This is a genomic window from Streptomyces sp. NPDC021093, assembly GCF_044333135.1.
GTDB lineage: Bacteria > Actinomycetota > Actinomycetes > Streptomycetales > Streptomycetaceae > Streptomyces.
Genome location: NZ_JBIRQJ010000006.1, coordinates 331,234 through 349,292, shown reverse-complemented (window position 1 = coordinate 349,292; position 18,059 = coordinate 331,234). Strand labels below are relative to the sequence as shown.

Here is an 18,059-nt window from a genome sequence, read left to right as displayed (position 1 = left end):
GCGGCGGGTGGTCACCTGCGGGTGCGTCGTGGCTGATCGCGCAGTTCCCCGCGCCCCTAACTGCCTGCCCCCTAGCCCCTTGGGCCGTGAGCCCGCCCCAGCCTCCTTGGGCAGCGGGGCCGCCCCCCGGGGGCAGTGGGGTCTCCCCTGCTCCTTAAGAGCTTGGGGAAGGGTGGGCAAGGGGGCGGCCCCCCACTGCGGCACGCCCCCTCCGCGACCGCACGCCCCCGCGCCCCTGAGGTGCCCCGACCCCGACCGGCCCACCCAGCAGGCACCCCCGCCCGAACCCCCGTACCGTCCCCCTATGGAGACTGGCGAGATACGCGGCGACAGCCACATAGGTCACGCAGGCCGCATAGGCCGCATAGGCATGGACAGCACCCCCCATGCCCCCCACGCCACCCTGCCCGTACGCCCGACCGACCGAGCTGTACGGGCAGGGTGTTACGCCCTCGCCGCCCTCTGGTGGCTGACCGGCCTGCGCCGAGCCGCCGGAACCCTCCGCCACTACCTCGCCGGCACCGGCGCCCCGTACGCCCTCGACGCCAGCACCCTCGTCGCCCTCCCGCCCGTACGGGCAGCCGTCAACGCCCGCCTCATGGAGGCGGAGGCGGGCCACTGGTCCGGCACCGACGGCTGGCAGGGCCTCCGCATCGCCCCCTCCACCAGCCCCGACTGGTGGCTGGCCGTGCGCGGAGTCCAGTACCGCGTGGTCCGCCCCAACCCGCACTACTACCGCGTCGAGTTCCACAAGACCTGGAACTTCGCCCGTCTCCACGAGACCGGTCTGGCAAGGGAGTTCACTGCCACCGGCCGCACCGGCTACCTGCCGCGCTGACCTGCCGCGCCGACCCGCCGCCCCGCCGACCCGCCGCGTGCACGCAGAAGAGCCCCCGCGAGTCATGTCCTCGCAGGGGCTCTTCGTTCATCCACCCGCCCGGTGAAGGTTGAGAAGACGATCACGAGCAGGGCGTTCGGGGTCCCGCCGGTCGGGCGGGGATCACCACCGGCTCCGGGTCACGGAGTGATCAGCGGCGTACGGTCCTTCGCCTCGGCGTAACGCTTCGCCACGTCCTGCCAGTTGACGACGGCCCACATGGCCTCGATGAAGTCGACCTTCTGGTTCTTGTACTGCAGGTAGAAGGCGTGCTCCCAGGCGTCGAAGACCAGGACCGGGACGGAACCCTGGCCGACGTTGCCCTGGTGGTCGTAGACCTGCTCGACGATGAGACGGCCCGAGACCGGCTCGTACGCGAGAACGCCCCAGCCGGAACCCTGCGTGGTCGCGGCGGCCTTCGTCAGCTGCGTCTTGAACTTCGCGAAGCTGCCGAAGGACTCGGTGATCGCGTCCGCGAGGTCGCCCACGCCGTCGGCGGCCGTCGGCTCGCCGCCGCCGCTGCCGTCCTTCGGGCTGGCCATGTTGTGCCAGTAGATGCTGTGCAGGATGTGGCCGGAGAGGTGGAACGCGAGGCTCTTCTCCAGTCCGTTGATCGAGCCCCAGGCGTCCTTGTCACGGGCCTCGGCAAGCTGCTCAAGGGTGTCGTTGGCGCCCTTGACGTAAGCCGCGTGGTGCTTGTCGTGGTGCAGCTCGATGATCTGCGGGTTGATTACGGGCTCAAGTGCCGCGTAGTCGTACGGAAGTTCAGGAAGCGTGTAAATGGCCATGTCGTCCGACCCCTCCGATTGCTTATTGCAAGTCTTATGCAGCTGCACGCTACCAGCACTTATTTGACTGAGCAGCTTAGGTATGCCTCAGTAAATGGGCCTAGGGCCAAGGGTCGAGAGCCCCGGAAAACACCGGAAGCCCGGCCCGCGCACAGTGCGCGAACCGGGCTTCCGACAGGGCCGGAGAGCGGGATCAGTCCCGGGCGGTCCCCGCCTTCTCCTTCTCCTTCTCCTTCGCCTTCTGCCGTACGAAGCCGAGCGCGGCCAGCGCCGCCGTCATGGCGACCGTCATCCACAGCTGTTCCTGGGTGCCCTCCTGGAGCGCCATCAGCACGAACACCCCGAGCATCGCCACCAGCGCCAGCACCGTCAGCACCGGATACAGCCACATCCGCACCACCAGCTTCTCGGGCGCCTCGCGCTCGGTGCGGCGGCGCAGGATCAGCTGGGAGACGGCGATGAAGACCCAGACGACCAGGACGACCGCACCCGTCATGTTCAGCAGCCAGACGAAGACGTCGTCGGGCCGCCAGTAGCTGAGCAGCACGCACAGGAAGCCGCCCAGCGAGGAGGCGACGACCGCGCGGCGCGGCACCCCGCCGGAGACCTTGCCGAGGAACTTGGGGCCCTGGTCGCGCTGGACGAGGGAGTTGGCCATCCGGGACGCACCGTAGATGTTGGCGTTCATCGCGGAGAGCAGGGCGACCAGCACGATCACATTCATGATCTGGCCGGCGCCGGGGATGCCCAGGTGATCGAGGGTGGCGACGTACGGGCCGTCCTTGACCACCTTCGGGTCGTCCCACGGGACCAGCGTGACCACGACCGCCATCGAGCCGACGTAGAACAGCGCGATCCGCCACATCGCGGTGCGCACCGCCTTGGCGACGCCGCGCACCGGGTTCTCCGACTCGGCCGCCGCGATGGTGACCGTCTCCAGGCCGCCGTACGCGAAGAGCGAGGCGAGCAGGCCGATGATCAGTCCCTCGCTGCCGTTCGGGAAGAAGCCGCCCTCGCCGGTGAGGTTGGCGGAGCCGGGCGCCGGGGCGTCCGAGCCGGGCAGCAGACCGACGATCGCCAGCGCGCCGATGATCAGGAAGAGCGCGATCGCGCCCACCTTGAGCGCGGCGAACCAGAACTCGAACTCCCCGAAGTTCTTCACCGCCGCGAGGTTGGCGCTCAGGAACACCAGCATGAACAGGGCCACCCACGCCCATTGCGGAGTCCCCGGCAGCCAGGTCGTCATGATCTTGGCCGCGCCGATGCCCTCCATGCCGACGGCCACACACAGCAGCACCCAGAACGACCAGCCCGCCGCGAAGCCCGCCCACGGCCCGATCGCCCGCTCGGCGTGCACCGAGAAGGAACCCGAGGCCGGGTTGGCCGCCGACATCTCGCCCAGCATGCGCATCACGAGCATGACGATGACGCCGGATATCGCGTACGCGATCACGATGGACGGGCCCGCGGCGGCGATTCCGGTGCCGGAGCCCACGAAGAGCCCGGCGCCGATCACCCCGCCGAGGGCGATCATCGACAGATGGCGCTGTTTGAGGCCGTTGCCGAGCGAGGCGTCGGCCGGTGCGGCGTCGGCCGGCCCCCCTTCGGCACGTGGCGGCGGCGGGGGCGCGGAGGTCCGAGACATGGGCGTGCCCGTTCACTAGCTGAGTCGATGGGGAGCAAGCTGAGAAAGAGGGTCACAGTCTCGGCATGCGTACCGCTCAGAGGGAACAGTCGACCGCTATACGGACACCACGCTCACACAAGGTGAACGCTTAGGCACGCCTCGCGCGCAACTCCCGCACCAATGACACCAGAAGCACAGCCGCGGTCGCCCCCGCCGACCACAAGAGCTGCGGCCGGGCCGTGTCGTCGAGGAGCATCAGCACCAGTACGACCCCCATCGCGGCCAGCGCCACCCACGTCAGATACGGGAACGCCCACATCTTGAGGGTGAGGCGCTCCGGCATCTCGCGCTCGATGCGGCGGCGCAGCCTCAGCTGCGAGACGGCGATCAGCGCCCACACGAAGAGCAGCACCGCGCCGACCGCGTTGAGCATGTAGAGGAAGACCGTGTCCGGCCAGAGCAGATTCAGTACGACGGAGAGGAAACCGAAGGCGACGGAGGCGAGGACCGCACGGCGCGGGACGCCGCCCCGGCCGATCCGCAGCAGCCCCTGGGGAGCCTCGCCGCGCTCGGCCAGCGAGAAGATCATGCGGGACGAGCCGTAGAGGTTGGCGTTGAGCGCCGAGAGCAGGGCCACGAAGACGACGATGTTCATCAGGGTGCCGGCCGAGGGAACGCCGATGCGGTCGAGCACCGCGACGTAAGGACTCAGGCCCGGCGTCATCGAGTTCCACGGCAGCAGCGTCACGATGACCAGCATCGAGCCGACGTAGAAGAACAGGATCCGGAAGAGCGCGCTGCGCACGGCACGGCCGACCGCGCGGGCCGGGTCGTCGGTCTCGGCCGCGGCGATCGTGACGACCTCCAGGCCGCCGAACGCGAAGACCACCGCGAGGACACCGGAGATCACACCGGACCAGCCGTGCGGGAGGAAGCCGCCCTCGCCGGTCAGATTGGCCATGCCGATCGGGTCCGTGTCGGGGAGCACCCCGAAGATCGCGAGCAGGCCGAGCACCAGGAAGAGCACGATCGCGCCGACCTTGAGCGCCGCGAACCAGAACTCGAACTCGCCGAAGTTCTTCACCGAGGCCAGGTTGGCGGCCGTGAAGACCACCATGAAGATCAGCACCCAGGTCCACTGGGGCACCCCCGGCACCCACCCGTTGGCGATCTTCGCCGCGCCCGTCGCCTCCACCGCGAGGACGACCACCAGCAGGAACCAGTACAGCCAGCCCACGCTGAACCCGGCCCACCGGCCGAGCGCCCGCTCCGCGTGCACCGAGAACGACCCCGACGCGGGCATCGCCGCCGACATCTCGCCCAGCATCCGCATCACCAGCATCGCGATGGCACCCGCGATCAGGTACGAGAGGACGATGCCGGGGCCTGCCACGGCGATGCCCGCGCCCGAACCCACGAACAGGCCGGCGCCGATCACCCCGCCCAGGCCGAGCATGGTCAGATGGCGCTGCTTGAGCCCGCCGGACAGGGGCTCCTTCTCGCCGGGGCCGGGCGTGCGGAGCTGCTGGTCTTGCATGACGCTCGTACTCTCGAAGGACCACGGAGGATCAGTGGAATTTAGCAGGACTCCACAGTCTCTCCCCGTTCGGCCACCGCGTGCAAAAGGGATCTCATACGCTCCGCCGCAAGTGACGCGCGTCACGTCGCCCCACTTCGACCTCGGGGGCTTTGTACGAACCCCACCAAGCCTCTGTTCTCGGCTTTGTCGGCGCTCTAGGGTGATCGGGCGGCGGGCCCTGGGTAACGTCGCCATGTCCCCCACCCTTCTTCTCTCCTGCGGAGTCCCGATGAGCACTGCTGCCGTAACCACCCGCCCCGGCGCGGTCCTTGCCGACCTGCTGCCCGCCAGTCGTGTACGAGACATCGCGCTCGTCGTCGGCGGCGCGGCGCTCACCGGCATCGCGGCCCAGATAGCGGTGCCCGTCCCGGGCACCCCGGTGCCGGTCACCGGGCAGACCTTCGTGGCGCTGCTGGTCGGTACGGCCTTCGGTGCGCGCCGCGGCTTCCTGGCGCTGGCGCTGTACGCGCTGGTGGGCATGGCGGGCGTGCCGTGGTTCCAGAACGGCACCTCGGGACCGGGCGGCTCGTCCTTCGGTTACGTCATCGGCATGCTGCTGGCCGCCACCGCCGTCGGCGCGCTGGCCCGCCGCGGCGGCGACCGCTCGGTGCTGCGGACCGCGGGCACCATGGCGGTCGGCTCGGCGATCATCTACGCCGTCGGCGTCCCGTACCTGATGGCCTCGAACGGCATGGGCCTGGGCGCGGCGCTCGCGGGGGGCGTCGTCCCCTTCCTCATCGGCGACGCGCTGAAGGCGGCCCTGGCGATGGGCGCGCTGCCGACCGCGTGGAAGCTGGCGGGCCGCAAGGGCTGATCCGTTCCGTACATACGAGAGGGGGCTTCCGGCATCTTGCCGGGAGCCCCCTCTCGTTCATCGGGGCGCAGGGGGAGATACCCAGGGGCGCGGGGAACTGCGCGACAAGCCCCCACGCACCCGCAGTCGACACACCTCCTGCGGGATCCCTCAGTGCTGTCCGGCCCCTCGGCCCCGGCGGGACCACCAGAAGCCCGCTCCGCCCGCCGCAAGCAGCACCGCGCCGGCGATCCCCCACGGGAGCGCGTCGGATTCCACCCCGGTCGGCGGCAGCTTCCCCGGCTTGCTCTCACCCGGTGCGGGAGAGGTCGGCCCGGGCGACGCCGGAGACGGCGACTCCGGCCCGAACGGCACGTTCGAGGTGCCGAGCAGCAGCGGTGTGTCCGGTGCGTTCGGCGTCGGCGTCGTGGTGCCGAAGTCGACCGGGCCCTGCTGCCAGAGCAGCTTCTCGCTGGTGCCCTCGGTCACCGGCAGACAGATCTTCCCCTTCTTCTTGAGGTCGAAGGTCGCGTCGACCTCGTACGACTTGGACTTGCCCGCGGCGAGGTCGGCGACGACGCACGCGAACCCGCTGTTGGAGCCCGGCGGGAACTTGTTGGCCGGGATCGGCACGCAGCCCGCCACCCCGTTGACCTTCAGGCCGTCGAAGCCGACGACGGCCATGGTGATCTGCCCCGTTGCCTTGGTGCCCTTGTTCGACACTGTCGCGGTGATTTTTGTCTTTCCTGTTTTGTTGTCGACCGAAATCTTTCCGGGGAGTTCGGTGGAGATCTTCAGGTCCGCCGGAGCGCTGGGGCCGGGAGACCCGCCCTGAGTACTGCCGGGCGTCGGCTCGGCGGCGAACGCACCGTACGGCAAAAGGAGAACGGACGCCGCCGCGACCGCCAGACAAGATCCCGTACGTTTCCCGGTGATCTCTTTCCCGATCTTTTCGAGCATTTCCCAGCCCCCTTATTCTGGACAGCGTCAGCTGTACTTGCAGGAGTACCACAAGATTGCGTCCAACTGTGATGCAATGGTGGGAAGTTAATGCTTCTGTCCTGGTCGCAGCAGGTGCTGAGGAGGGGGCGGGGATGCCGGGATATACGAGTGGCGGGGTACAAGGGTTACTGGTCGCCGGTCGTTACCGGTTGGGGGAGACGATAGGCCAGGGCGGTATGGGGCGGGTGTGGCGTGCCTATGACGAGATCTTGGACCGCCCCGTCGCCGTAAAAGAAATGCGCATGGACGGACTGGATGCAGAGGACAGTCGAATTCGGCGGGAAAGGACTTTGCGGGAAGCACGGGCCACAGCTCGTATAGACCACCCGAATGTGGTGCGGGTCTACGACGTCGCCGACGAGGGCGAACGGCTGTGGATCGTGATGGAACTGGTGGATTCCCGCTCCCTGGAGCAACTCCTCGTGGAGGACGGCCCGGTGGCGCCGCAGGAGGCGGCGCGGATCGGGCTCGGGGTGACGGCGGCGCTCCGCGAGGTGCATGTACGGGGGGTACTGCACCGGGACATCAAGCCGGGCAACGTGCTCCTCGGCCGGGGCAACGGGCGGGTCGTCCTCACGGACTTCGGCATCGCCGCGATCCAGAACACGACGGCGCTGACCATCGTCGGGATGCTGGTCGGCTCGCCGGACTACATGGCGCCGGAGCGGGTCGGCGGACGCCCGCAGGGAGCGCCGTCCGACCTGTGGTCGCTGGGGGCCACGCTGTGCGCTGCGGTGGGGGGTACGTCCCCGTTCACCCGCCCCACGACGATGGCGACGCTGCACGCGGTCCTCTATGAGGAGCCGCAACTCCCGGCGTCGGCCGCGGAGCTGATCCCGATCCTGACCGCCCTCCTGGCCAAGGACCCGCAAGCCCGCCCGACCGTGGACGAACTCCATGAGTCGCTGACGGCGCTGGCGGCTGCGCCGAGGACACCGACGCTGGTGGAGCGGGCGCCGGGGGAGCCGGGGGAGGGGGAGACGGAGGGGCCGGAGGGCCCCACGCAGGAGCGAACGCCGTCCGCACCGCAGTCCCCGCCGACGTCGGCCCCTCCGGTCCTGTACGAGCCGACCCGAGTGGATTCTCCGCCGCCATTCCCGAGGCCGGAGCCGGAGCCGGAGCCGGTGACGGAGGCCGAGCGGCCCGGGGAAGGGGTCGGACGCGAGCCCGAAGCGGAGCCCGATCCCGAGACCGGGCCGGGGGGCGAACCGCCCGGTGCGGCCGCGGGATCCCCCCGGTCGGAGACCACGGAACTACGCGTTCCGGCAAGGTTGGTGTCGCCTGGGGGCCGACCGGAACCACCGGACCACGGCCAGGAGCCCGTACCGGATCCGGAGACCGGCGCGCCCGTACGGGCGAACGACCCGAGGATCCCGCCGGGAAACGGCCCCGGCGCAGGACCCGAGGGTCGCGCGAGGCAGGCACCCGCAGCCCAAGGAGAACCGGAAGCGGCCGCAGGGGAAGAGGCCAGGACCGCAGCGGGAGCAGCGCCCGCCGCCCCCACCCCCGCCGCCGCTCCGGGCCGTTCCGGCGGACGAGGCGTGCGGTTCAGGCGCAGCAGGCCGGCACCACGAGAGGCCGCGGACACCGACCCAACGGAACCGACGGGCGGAACGCCGGCCGGCGCGGGTCCCGCGACCACTGCCACACCCACGGACGGAGCGGGCGAAGCAGCCGGTCCGGAACCCGCATCAGGAGCCGGACCGGAACCTGCCCCCGGACCCGCGACAGGACCTGGCCCCGCAGCGGGAGCGAGCCCCGCGTCCGGAGCTGGACAGGTCACAGAACCTGGCCCCGCAGCCGGTCCGGAACCTGCACCCGCACCTGCAGCCGCAACCGGAGCCGGACCGGACCCCGCGACCGGAGCCGGAACGGCAGGTGGGCCTACGCCCGCGCCCGGATCCGGAGTCGACCCCTCGAACGGGCCGGGAGCGGTAGACGGTCCTGGGCCCGAGACCGGAGTCGGACCCGCATCCGGAGTCGCCCCCGAGAGCGGAGGCAGCCCGGCGGGCGGACCGGAGCCCGCGACCGAACCCGGAGCCGAGCCGGGACCCGCGAGCGGAGCTGGATCCACATCCGGATCTGGCCCCGCGTACGGAGTTGGAGCGGTAGGCGGGCCTGGGCCTGCAGGTGGACCGGAGCCTGCGACTGGATCCGGAGTGGAGCCGGGGCCCGGGAGCGGAGGTGGCCCGGCAGGTGGACCTGGGGCAGCGGGTGGACCGGGGTCCGTGTCCGGAGTCGAGCCTGGCTCGGCGTACGGAGTTGGAGCGGTAGGTGGGCCTGGGCCTGCAGGTGCGGAGCCTGCGACCGGATCCGGTGCCGAGCCGGGCCCCACGAGCGGAGGCGGCCCGGCAGATGGACCTGGGTCAGCGGGCGGCCCGGGGTCCGTGTCCGGAGTTGAACCTGGCCCGGCGTACGGAGCTGGATCCGCAGGTGGGCCTGGGCCTGCAGGTGGACCGGAGCCCGTGACTGGATTCGGAGTGGAGCCGGGGCCCGCGAGCGGAGTGGGGTCCGCGACGGGATCTGGCCCTACGAGCGGAGGCGGCCCGGCAGGTGGACCTGGGTCAGCGGGCGGACCAGGACCCGTGTCCGGAGTCGAACCAGGGCCCGTGACCGGGGGAGGACCTGGCCCCGCGAACGGAGCCGGAGCGGCAGGCGGGCCTGCGCCCGCAGCCGGACTCGGACCTGGCCCCGCGAACGGAGCCGGAGCGTCACCGGGACCTGGAGCATCACCCCGACCCCGACCCCGACCCGGACCTGGCCACGGAGTCGGACCCGGGCCCGCAGTCGGTCAGGTGTCCGGGCCCGGCCCCGGGGCTCCCGAGGATGCCGTTCCGCGGGCCTCTCGGCCCACCTACGTTCCCCCTCCCGCCACGCAGCCGGGCGAGGAGACTCCCGGGCCTTCGCCCGATGCCTCGGCCCTGGCGCCCGGGCAGCCGCCCGCGTCGGCCCCGGCCACAATTCCCGGGCCCGCAGCAGACGTGGAACCCGCATCTGCAGTTGAGCCCGAATCCGCGTCAGCGCCTGTGCCCGCGCCCGCACCCACGGCTGTTCCCGATGCTGAGTCCGCGCCCGAACCCGCCCCCGCCCCGTTCGAACAGCCCACGACAGACGTCCCGGTCCGCCCCCGTACCGCTTCGGAACTCCCGGTTCCGGCACCCGAAGGGCCCGTCGGCCCCGTCCCCGGCCAGGCCCCTCGCCGTACTCACACCCCCACCCGTACCAGCAGCCGCACCCGCACCCGCGCCCTCGCATCCGCCGGGGCCGCAGTCCTCGTGGCCGGTGTGGCGGTGACCGTCGTGCTGCTGGGGCGCGGTGACGACCCCGGCCAGAACAACAGCGGCAGCAGTAGCGGCGGCAGCAGCAGGCCGTCCGTCGCCCCCACGGTCGCCGGGACCGCCCGGCCGCCCACCTCCGGGGTCCGGCCGGGCAGCCGGAACGAGATCGGGTTCTCCTGGGTGCCGCCCACCGGCTGGACGCGCAGCGCGCGCAGCCCGTCGAACGTGCACTACCACTCGCCCGACGGCACACAGGAAATCGCCGCCGCGTACACGCTCGTACGGGGCGGCGATCTGCTCACACAGTGGGAGAACTTCGAGAAGGAGTCCCACGACGTGCAGGACTACCGGAAGATCCGGCTGGAGCGGACGACGTTCCAGGGGCGGCCGGCCGTCATCTGGGAGTACACCTTCGCCCAGGAGGGCAAGCCCCGGCAGGGCCGCCAGACCGGCTTCAACGCGGGCGGGAAGTCGTACCAGATCAACGTCTGGTTCGAGATCCCCGCCCGCGCCGAGGCCTTCCGCAACTACGACCGGGTGACGGAGTCCTTCGTACCGCTCTGATCCACCGGGTCCACCGAGTCCGCCGGGTCCGCCGGGTCCACCGAGTCCGCGGTGGCCCCGGAGGCCACCGGGGCCACGTAGGCCGCCGACGCCGCCGGAGGAAGCGTGCCGTTCCTCTTCTGCACGACCTCGCGGACCAGCGCGAAGCCCACCACGAGTGCCGCGACCAGCAGTGACAGGAGCACCTGGGTGCGGCCCGCGTCGTCGGTCAGCATGTAGACCAGTACGAACGAGATCATCGCGATCGTCGCCCAGGTCAGGTACGGGAAGAGCCACATCTTCACGACCAGCTTGGACGGGTCCTCGCGCAGGATCATGCCGCGCATCCGCAGCTGCGTGAAGCAGATGACCAGCCAGACGAAGAGCGCGACCGCGCCCGAGGAGTTCAGCAGGAACTGGAAGACCGTGTCCGGCCACATGTAGTTGAAGAAGACGGCGACGAAGCCGAAGACGACCGACGACAGGATCGCGATCTGCGGCACGCCCCGCTTGTTCACCTTGGTGAAGGAGGCCGGCGCGTCCTTGCGCTGGCCGAGCGAGAAGGCCATCCGGGAGGCGGTGTAGAGGCCCGAGTTCAGGCAGGACAGCACGGCGGTCAGCACGATCACGTTCATGATCTGACCGGCGTGCGGGATGCCGATGGACTCCAGGGCCGCGACGTACGAACCGCCGTCCGCGACGAGCGACTTGTCGTTCCACGGCAGCAGCGTCAGCACGACGAAGATCGAGCCGAGGTAGAAGATGCCGATGCGCCAGATGACGCTGTTGGTGGCCTTGGTGACGGCGCGCTGCGGGTCCTCGGACTCACCTGCGGCGAGCGTGACGATCTCGGAGCCCATGAACGAGAAGACGACCATCAGGATGCCGGTCAGTACCGCCCCGTACCCCTTGGGGAAGAATCCCCCGGTATCGGTGAGGTGCGCGAATCCCGCCCCCGGGTTGTCCGAGCCGGGCAGCACGCCGAAGACGGCCAGCAGACCGATGACCACGAACGCACCGATCGCGACGACCTTGATCCCCGCGAACCAGAACTCGAACTCGCCGTACGACGAGACCGAGGCGAGGTTGGTGGCCGTCAGCACGAGCATGACGATCAGGGCCCAGCCCCACTGCGGCACGTCCGGTATCCAGCCCTCCAGGATCTTCGCGCCCGCGGTCGCCTCGACGGCGAGCACCACGACCCAGAAGAACCAGTAGAGCCAGCCGATGGAGAAGCCCGCCCAGCGGCCGAGCGCCTGGTCGGCGTAGGCGGAGAAGGAACCCGACGACGGCCGCGCGGCAGCCATCTCGCCGAGCATCCGCATCACGAAGACGACCATCGCGCCGACCAGGGCGTACGACAGGAGGATCGCGGGTCCGGCGGCGGCGATGCCCGCACCGGAACCGACGAACAGGCCTGCGCCGATGACGCCGCCGATTGCGATCATGGAGAGGTGGCGGTTCTTGAGACCGGCCTGGAGGCCGCCGTTGTCGGCGGAGCCGCCATCTGCGGAGCTGCTGTCCTGCTTCTCCGTCAGGGTCGGGTGCGCACTCATGCACAAACCTCATTCGTTACTTCGGGCACGTCGTCGGGCCGCAGGGTCATGACGCTCGGTGCAGGCGAAACCGGTCTGCCGGCGGCCTGTGAGCCCCCGCATTCAAGCCGAGCCCGGGACATTCCGGAAGAGTTGATTCCGGATCGTTGTACGGACAAAGGCCCTGGATGTACGGCTGTACGTCCCGAATCGCGAGGGACCAAGGTCCTTACCCCGATGCGCCCTACCCCGCGCAGCACATGCCACACTCGTCACATGCGCGTGTACCTCGGTTCCGACCATGCCGGATACGAACTCAAGAACCACCTCGTCGAGTGGCTCAAGGCCCACGGCCACGAGCCCGTCGACTGTGGTCCCCACATCTACGACGCCCAGGACGACTACCCGCCGTTCTGCCTGCGTGCCGCCGAGAAGACGGCCGCGGACCCGGACTCGCTCGGCATCGTGATCGGCGGCTCCGGCAACGGGGAGCAGATCGCCGCGAACAAGGTCAAGGGCGTACGGGCCGCCCTCGCCTGGAGCGAGCAGACCGCGGCCCTGGGCCGCGAGCACAACAACGCGAACGTCATCTCCATCGGCGGCCGGATGCACACCGAGGCCGAGGCGGTGAAGTTCGTCGAGATCTTCCTCTCGACCCCCTACTCGGACGAGGCGCGGCACACGCGGCGCATCGAGATGCTCTCGGAGTACGAGACGACGGGCGTGCTCCCCGAAATCCCGTCCCACCACCCGCAGCAGGGCTGAGTATTCGGGTCCGGGGGCTCACCCCCTCGGACCGCCGCGGGGCTCCGGGTGGTCTTCGTGCGGGCTGCTCGGCGCAGGGCGGCGGGTGCGTGTCTCCGTGCGGGTGCGTCGTGGCTGATCGCGCAGTTCCCCGCGCCCCTAACTGCCTGCCCCCTAGCCCCCGTGGGCGGCTGACGCTGCCGCCCCCCTAGCCCCCTTGGGCAGCGGGGGCCGCCCCCCCCGGGGGGGCGGGACGGGTGGGCAAGGGGGCGGCCCCCGCTGCGGCACGCCCCCTCCGCGACCGCCCCACCCCGCTCCCGCCCCGCGAGCCCGTCCCGTCCCCCCGGAGGCCCCCGTGCCCGAAGGCCACACCATCCACCGCCTCGCGCACGAGTACGCCACCCGCTTCACCCCCGGCAAACCCCTCCAAATCACCAGCCCCCAGGGCAAGTTCGCCGACTCCGCCGCCCTCCTCGACACCCGCCCCCTCACCACCACCGAAGCCCACGGCAAGCACCTCTTCCTCGGCTTCGGCCCCCTCGGCTGGGTCCACATCCACCTGGGCCTCTTCGGCAAGGTGGCCTTCGAGAACACGGAGTCCGGGTCGACGGCCAAGGCGGCCCCCAAGCCGGACACCGTCCGCCTCCGCCTCGCCACCCCCACCGCCTGGGCCGACCTCCGCGGCCCCACCACCTGCACCCTCATCACCGACGCCGAGAAGCAGGCGGTGCAGGACCGCCTCGGCCCCGACCCCCTCCGGGCCGACGCCGACCCCGACCGCGCCCGGCGCCGCATCGCCGCCTCGCGCACCACGATCGCCGCGCTCCTCATGGACCAGAAGGTCGTCGCGGGCGTCGGCAACGTCTACCGCGCCGAAGTCCTCTTCCGCCACGGCATCGACCCGTACACCCCGGGCCGGGACATCACCGACGCCCAGTGGGCAGCCCTCTGGCAGGACCTCGTCGACCTCATGCACGAGGGCGTCCGGCTCAACCGGATCGACACCGTCCGCCCCGAGCACACCCCCGAGGCCATGGGCCGCCCGCCCCGCCGGGACGACCACGGCGGCGAGGTGTACGTCTACCGCCGCGCCACCCTGCCCTGCCACCTCTGCGGCGGCGAGATCCGCACCGCCGACCTCGCCGCCCGCAACCTCTTCTGGTGCCCCACCTGCCAGCAGCCGTAACAGCCGGGACTAGAACCCGTGCGCCAGCCAGGGCGCCACGTCCGACCCGAACGCCACCGAAGCCTCCGCCACCGCCCCCTCGCGCAGCTCCCGCACCCGCCCGGCCGCCGCGAGCCCGGTGAGCGGCACACCGCCCAGGTAGGCCGCGCCCAGCTCCCGTACCGACAGGGCGATCTCCGCCGGGTCAGCGGTCCGTGCGCACACCGCGCCCTTCGCGTCGCCGGTCAGCCGCCAGCGGCCCTCGTTCCACGGGCAGAAGGCGTCCTCCACCTCGAACACCACGTCCACCGGCGCCCGGTAGGTACGCGCCTCCAGCGCGGCCCCCACGTCCACCAGCCGTACGTGCATCGAGTCCCGCAGCGTCACCGCGCTGCGCCGCACGTCGGTCACCAGGTGCTGCCACGCGTCGTCCGACGGCCGGTTCAGCGCCGTCAGCCGCGACGTCAGGTCGATGCCGAAGAGGAAGCGCCAGAGGGCCGCGTACGCCTGCGGGGCGTACGGACCGGCCGCCTCCAGGTCGTCCAGCAGCACCACCCCGTCCGCGCCGGCCGCGCTCCACTCCGGCTTCACCCGGAACCGCGCGAAGCCCAGGACCGTACCCTCGGCGTCCGACGCGAGCACGCACTGCAGCGCCGACGCCCCGTCGCGGTCCTTCTCCGGGTCGAGGAGCGGCACCCGCTCCCAGCCGGGCTGCCGGGCGAGCATTCCCGGCCGTCCCGCCACGGCCCGCGCGTAGATCTCCTCACACGTGTTCCGTACGACCTCGTCGGTCACCGGCGCGTACCGCAGTCGTATGTCGTCCGTACCCTCCGGTACCGCGATCCCCACCCGTGCGGTGTCGATCCCGGCCCGCATCTCGAACGTCCCGACCCCGTACCCGAACCGGCCGTAGATCATCGGCTCCGACGCGGTGAGGACCGCGACCGCCTCGCCGCGCGCCCGCACGTCGTCCAGCTGCCGGCGCATCATCGACGTCAGCACACCGCGCCGCCGGTGCGTCGCGGCCACGCTGACCATGGTCACGCCCGCCACGGGCAGCTCCGCCCCGCCCGGCACCGTCATCCGGAAGGAGAACGCGCCCGCCGTCCCGACGCACGCCTCGCCGTCCCACACACCCACCGAACGGTCGAACTCGGTCAGGTCACGCCACAGGGCGTGCTCCTCCTTCGACTCCTCGACCCCGCCGAAGGCCCGCTCCAACGTCGCGTACCAGGTGTCCCACTCGGCCGGAGCCAGTACTCGCAGTTCCGTAGTCATATGCCATGCCTACCAGCGGCCCACCATGACAAGCCACTCATTTCGAACGCGATGTCATGGGGGTCCCCCTGCGAAGCGGCCGCGCGGGTGGATAAGGTCCACGGCAATGGGCGGTGCCACGAGAGTCGATTCGTACCCGGCCCGGCTGCGCAAGTCAGCGCACCGGGTCCGCAACGGGCTGCGCCGGTCCGGGGTCGACTACTTCCGCGGCGACGGCTCCGACTGGATCGCCCTCGCCGCCCTCCTCCTCACCGTCCCGGCCATCGCCTTCGGCACGATCGTGACGCCGGTGTGGATCGCCCCCTCGATGCTGGTGCTGCCGATCGTCGCGGGCGGACTGCTGCTGCGCCCGGCCAGCCTGCTGGGCCTGTACGCGGCCGCGGCGACGGCACTGATCGTCGAGTCCGTCGTGCTCGGCCCGTACACCCAGGGACCGGCCCGCGTCACCCCGGGCACCGTCCTCACGGTCGCCGCCTGCGGTTTCTTCGGGCTGGTCATCGCCCAGTTCAGGGCCCGGGTCGGAGTGCCGTGGAGACGCGGCGGCACCATGCTCTTCGACCTGCGCGAACGGATCCGCGTACAGAGCGCGCTGCCCGCCCTCCCCAAGGGCTGGCACCGCGAGATGGCGCTGCGCCCGGCCGGCGGCCAGTCCTTCTCCGGCGACTTCGTCGTGGCCGCCCGTACCAACGGCGGGCGCACCCTCGAAGTCGTCCTCACCGACGTCTCGGGCAAGGGCATGGACGCGGGCTCCCGCGCACTCCTCCTGTCCGGCGCCTTCGGCGGACTGCTCGGCTCGCTGCCGCCGCACGACTTCCTCCCGGCCGCCAACGGCTACCTGCTGCGCCAGGACTGGGACGAGGGCTTCGCCACCTCCATCCACCTGGTCCTGGACCTGGAGACCGGCGAGTACGAACTCCTCTCCGCGGGCCACCTCCCCGCCCTCCAGCTGCACGCGGGCAGCGGCCGCTGGGAGGAGAAGTCCGGCGAGGGCCCTCTCCTCGGCGTCTACGACGGCGCGGAGTTCGACCCGGGCAAGGGCGTGCTGGCCCCCGGCGACGTCCTGATGCTCTTCACGGACGGCCTGGTGGAGGCGCCGGGACGCGACATCAGCGAGGGCGTCGACCGGCTCACCGGCGAGGCCGACCGCTACGTCTCGGCAGGCTTCGAGGGCGCCGCCTGGCACCTCATCGAAGCCGTCGCCAAGGACGTCAACGACGACCGCGCCCTGCTGCTGCTCTGCCGCAACTGACCGGCCTCCCACCCCTCTCACCGGCCGCCCACCACGACAGCGCCCGCCGCCACCTCTATGAGGTGACGACGGGCGCGACAGGAACAGCGAACGGCAAGCGGTCAGCGTGCCGCGGAAGGCTCCTTCTCCAGCGGTACGGGCCCCGGCGGCAGGTCCTTGTCCCGGCCCGGCAGGATCCGCGCCAGCCAGTGCGACTGCCCGGCGGCCAGCGGCCCCAGCACGGCCAGCAGCAGCACGTACCCGGCGATGAACGGCGAAAGCCGCTCGTCGAGTCCAGCCCCCGCCGCCATCGTCGCGAGGATCAGCGCGAACTCGCCGCGGGCGAGCAGCGTGGTGGCGATGTTCGCGGCGGGCTGCGCCCCGAACCCGTAGATCCTCGCGGCGCTCACGCCCGCGACCACGTTCATCACCAGCGTCACCGCGACGGCGGCCAGTACCGGCCACAGCACCACCGGCAGGTCACCGGGGTCGATGGACAGTCCGAAGGCGAAGAAGAAGATCGCACCGAACGCGTCCCGCAGCGGATGCACCAGCTTCATGATGCGCGGCCCCGAGGACGTGCTGCCGAGCATCAGACCGACCATGAACGCACCGATCGCGTCCGCCACTCCGAACCACTCGGAGACGCCCGCCACGAAGACGGCCGCACCGAGGAAGGAGATGACGAGCAGCTCGTTGTCCTCGGTGCCGATGAGCCTGCCGATGACCTTCGTACCGAACCGGGCCACCAGGGCGAGCAGCAGCAGGAACCCGAACGCCCTGCCCGCGTCGACGGCTGCGGCGGCGAGGCTGTCCGCGCCGGACAGGATGGGCTGGAGCGCGGCCAGATACAGGGCGAGGAAGATGTCCTCGACGACGATGATGCCGAGGATCGGCTTGGTCTCGCCGTTCCCGATCCGCCCCAGGTCCACCAGCACCTTGGTGACGATCGCGGACGACGAGATGCCGAGCACACCGGCCAGCACCAGCGCCTCGGAGGTGCCCCAGCCGAGCGCGAAGCCGAAGCCGAGACCCGCGCCGACGTTCAGCGCCAGATACGCGCCGCCGGCGAGCGCCATCTTGCGCCCGCCCTCTTTGAGGTCGTCGAGATGGAATTCGAGGCCGAGATAGAAGAGCAACAGGACCAGACCCAGCGCGGAGAGCATCTCCAGGTCGTGCGGGTCCTTCAGCAGCACCCAGCCGGGGGTGTGCGGGCCGAGCAGGATCCCGGCCAGGATGAACAGCGGAATGGTCGGCAGGCCGATCCGGCCGCCGAGCCGGGCGAGTACGGCGGCGGCGAGAAACGCGCCGCCCATGGCTATGAGGGTGTCTGCGTGTCCGATGGGGCCGCTCCTCCTGTGTGGTGGGGCACTGCGCGGTGGGCAAACTGGTCAAGACGGCGTCAAGAAACCGTCAGTAATTAGTTTACCGAACGTTTTACGTCGCAAGTAGTCCCCGGGCACGTACGCACACACAGGCACACGCACACACCACGCAGGCACACGCACACACGCGGGCACACGCACACACAGAGGGGGGGGGGCCGGGCCCCCCCCCCCCCCCCCCCCCCCACCCCCCCCCCCCCCCCCCCCACACACACCCCCCCCCCCCCCAACCACAAA

Annotated in this window: 13 protein-coding genes and 1 pseudogene; 7 read left to right on the top strand and 7 right to left on the bottom strand. The window is 71.0% G+C overall.

What is annotated here, in order from left to right; all coding sequences use genetic code 11:
• Positions 1-304 precede the first annotated feature (304 nt).
• The gene (locus ACH4SP_RS20620; RefSeq protein ID WP_398416901.1) at positions 305-838 is read left to right on the top strand and encodes a hypothetical protein; all 534 of its coding nucleotides are present in this window, start codon (positions 305-307) and stop codon (positions 836-838) included.
• Between the two features lie 179 nt (positions 839-1,017).
• Here the strand turns inward: ACH4SP_RS20620 and ACH4SP_RS20615 are convergent, their stop codons facing one another.
• The 3 genes from ACH4SP_RS20615 to ACH4SP_RS20605 form a co-directional block, all read right to left on the bottom strand.
• Positions 1,018-1,665, bottom strand: coding sequence for a superoxide dismutase (locus tag ACH4SP_RS20615; protein ID WP_398416899.1), 648 nt, complete (start codon positions 1,663-1,665; stop codon positions 1,018-1,020).
• A 193-nt stretch (positions 1,666-1,858) separates the two neighbouring features.
• Positions 1,859-3,310, bottom strand: coding sequence for an amino acid permease (locus ACH4SP_RS20610; RefSeq protein WP_398416897.1), 1,452 nt, complete (start codon positions 3,308-3,310; stop codon positions 1,859-1,861).
• 130 nt (positions 3,311-3,440) lie between these two features.
• Positions 3,441-4,829, bottom strand: a complete 1,389-nt coding sequence (locus ACH4SP_RS20605; RefSeq protein WP_398416895.1) for an amino acid permease — start codon at positions 4,827-4,829, stop codon at positions 3,441-3,443.
• Positions 4,830-5,100: 271 nt separating this feature from the next.
• Here ACH4SP_RS20605 and ACH4SP_RS20600 point away from each other — a divergent pair, with 271 nt between their 5' ends.
• A complete protein-coding gene (locus ACH4SP_RS20600) occupies positions 5,101-5,685 on the top strand; it encodes a biotin transporter BioY (protein ID WP_398416893.1) in 585 nt (194 codons plus the stop codon).
• A 150-nt stretch (positions 5,686-5,835) separates the two neighbouring features.
• Here ACH4SP_RS20600 and ACH4SP_RS20595 read toward each other — a convergent pair whose 3' ends face one another.
• Positions 5,836-6,624, bottom strand: a complete 789-nt coding sequence (locus ACH4SP_RS20595) for a hypothetical protein (protein WP_398416891.1) — start codon at positions 6,622-6,624, stop codon at positions 5,836-5,838.
• A gap of 71 nt (positions 6,625-6,695) precedes the next feature.
• Between ACH4SP_RS20595 and ACH4SP_RS20590 the strand changes: the two are divergent.
• Positions 6,696-7,562 (top strand): annotated as a pseudogene (locus tag ACH4SP_RS20590) (serine/threonine-protein kinase); the annotation flags it as partial.
• 2,130 nt (positions 7,563-9,692) lie between these two features.
• Positions 9,693-10,508, top strand: a complete 816-nt coding sequence (locus ACH4SP_RS20585) for a hypothetical protein (protein ID WP_398417224.1) — start codon at positions 9,693-9,695, stop codon at positions 10,506-10,508.
• Here the strand turns inward: ACH4SP_RS20585 and ACH4SP_RS20580 are convergent.
• Positions 10,472-12,043: an amino acid permease gene (locus ACH4SP_RS20580; protein ID WP_398416889.1), complete on the bottom strand. Its 1,572-nt coding sequence runs from the start codon at positions 12,041-12,043 to the stop codon at positions 10,472-10,474. The two genes, ACH4SP_RS20585 and ACH4SP_RS20580, sit on opposite strands and share 37 nt — an antisense overlap.
• Positions 12,044-12,298: 255 nt before the next feature.
• Here ACH4SP_RS20580 and ACH4SP_RS20575 point away from each other — a divergent pair, with 255 nt between their 5' ends.
• Both ACH4SP_RS20575 and ACH4SP_RS20570 read left to right on the top strand, forming a co-directional pair.
• Positions 12,299-12,787, top strand: a complete 489-nt coding sequence (locus ACH4SP_RS20575) for a ribose-5-phosphate isomerase (protein WP_398416887.1) — start codon at positions 12,299-12,301, stop codon at positions 12,785-12,787.
• 334 nt (positions 12,788-13,121) lie between these two features.
• Positions 13,122-13,952 carry an Fpg/Nei family DNA glycosylase gene (locus ACH4SP_RS20570; RefSeq protein WP_398416885.1) on the top strand — a complete coding sequence of 277 codons (831 nt, stop codon included), beginning with the start codon at positions 13,122-13,124 and terminating at the stop codon, positions 13,950-13,952.
• Positions 13,953-13,961: 9 nt separating this feature from the next.
• Here the strand turns inward: ACH4SP_RS20570 and ACH4SP_RS20565 are convergent, their stop codons facing one another.
• Positions 13,962-15,209 carry a GNAT family N-acetyltransferase gene (locus ACH4SP_RS20565; protein ID WP_398416883.1) on the bottom strand — a complete coding sequence of 416 codons (1,248 nt, stop codon included), beginning with the start codon at positions 15,207-15,209 and terminating at the stop codon, positions 13,962-13,964.
• A 106-nt stretch (positions 15,210-15,315) separates the two neighbouring features.
• On the opposite strand from ACH4SP_RS20565, the gene ACH4SP_RS20560 reads away from it, so the two are divergent.
• Positions 15,316-16,458, top strand: a complete 1,143-nt coding sequence (locus ACH4SP_RS20560) for a PP2C family protein-serine/threonine phosphatase (RefSeq protein WP_398416881.1) — start codon at positions 15,316-15,318, stop codon at positions 16,456-16,458.
• 101 nt (positions 16,459-16,559) lie between these two features.
• Here ACH4SP_RS20560 and ACH4SP_RS20555 read toward each other — a convergent pair whose 3' ends face one another.
• Complete coding sequence (locus ACH4SP_RS20555) at positions 16,560-17,753, bottom strand: cation:proton antiporter (RefSeq protein ID WP_398416879.1); 1,194 nt, start codon at positions 17,751-17,753, stop codon at positions 16,560-16,562.
• Positions 17,754-18,059: the final 306 nt, after the last annotated feature.

Coding starts and splice junctions, on each gene's coding strand:
- ACH4SP_RS20620 (WP_398416901.1), top strand. CDS start 305: ATGGAGACTGGCGAGATACGCGGCGACAGCCACATAGGTCACGCAGGC.
- ACH4SP_RS20615 (WP_398416899.1), bottom strand. CDS start 1,665: ATGGCCATTTACACGCTTCCTGAACTTCCGTACGACTACGCGGCACTT.
- ACH4SP_RS20610 (WP_398416897.1), bottom strand. CDS start 3,310: ATGTCTCGGACCTCCGCGCCCCCGCCGCCGCCACGTGCCGAAGGGGGG.
- ACH4SP_RS20605 (WP_398416895.1), bottom strand. CDS start 4,829: ATGCAAGACCAGCAGCTCCGCACGCCCGGCCCCGGCGAGAAGGAGCCC.
- ACH4SP_RS20600 (WP_398416893.1), top strand. CDS start 5,101: ATGAGCACTGCTGCCGTAACCACCCGCCCCGGCGCGGTCCTTGCCGAC.
- ACH4SP_RS20595 (WP_398416891.1), bottom strand. CDS start 6,624: ATGCTCGAAAAGATCGGGAAAGAGATCACCGGGAAACGTACGGGATCT.
- ACH4SP_RS20580 (WP_398416889.1), bottom strand. CDS start 12,043: ATGAGTGCGCACCCGACCCTGACGGAGAAGCAGGACAGCAGCTCCGCA.
- ACH4SP_RS20575 (WP_398416887.1), top strand. CDS start 12,299: ATGCGCGTGTACCTCGGTTCCGACCATGCCGGATACGAACTCAAGAAC.
- ACH4SP_RS20565 (WP_398416883.1), bottom strand. CDS start 15,209: ATGACTACGGAACTGCGAGTACTGGCTCCGGCCGAGTGGGACACCTGG.
- ACH4SP_RS20560 (WP_398416881.1), top strand. CDS start 15,316: ATGGGCGGTGCCACGAGAGTCGATTCGTACCCGGCCCGGCTGCGCAAG.
- ACH4SP_RS20555 (WP_398416879.1), bottom strand. CDS start 17,753: ATGGGCGGCGCGTTTCTCGCCGCCGCCGTACTCGCCCGGCTCGGCGGC.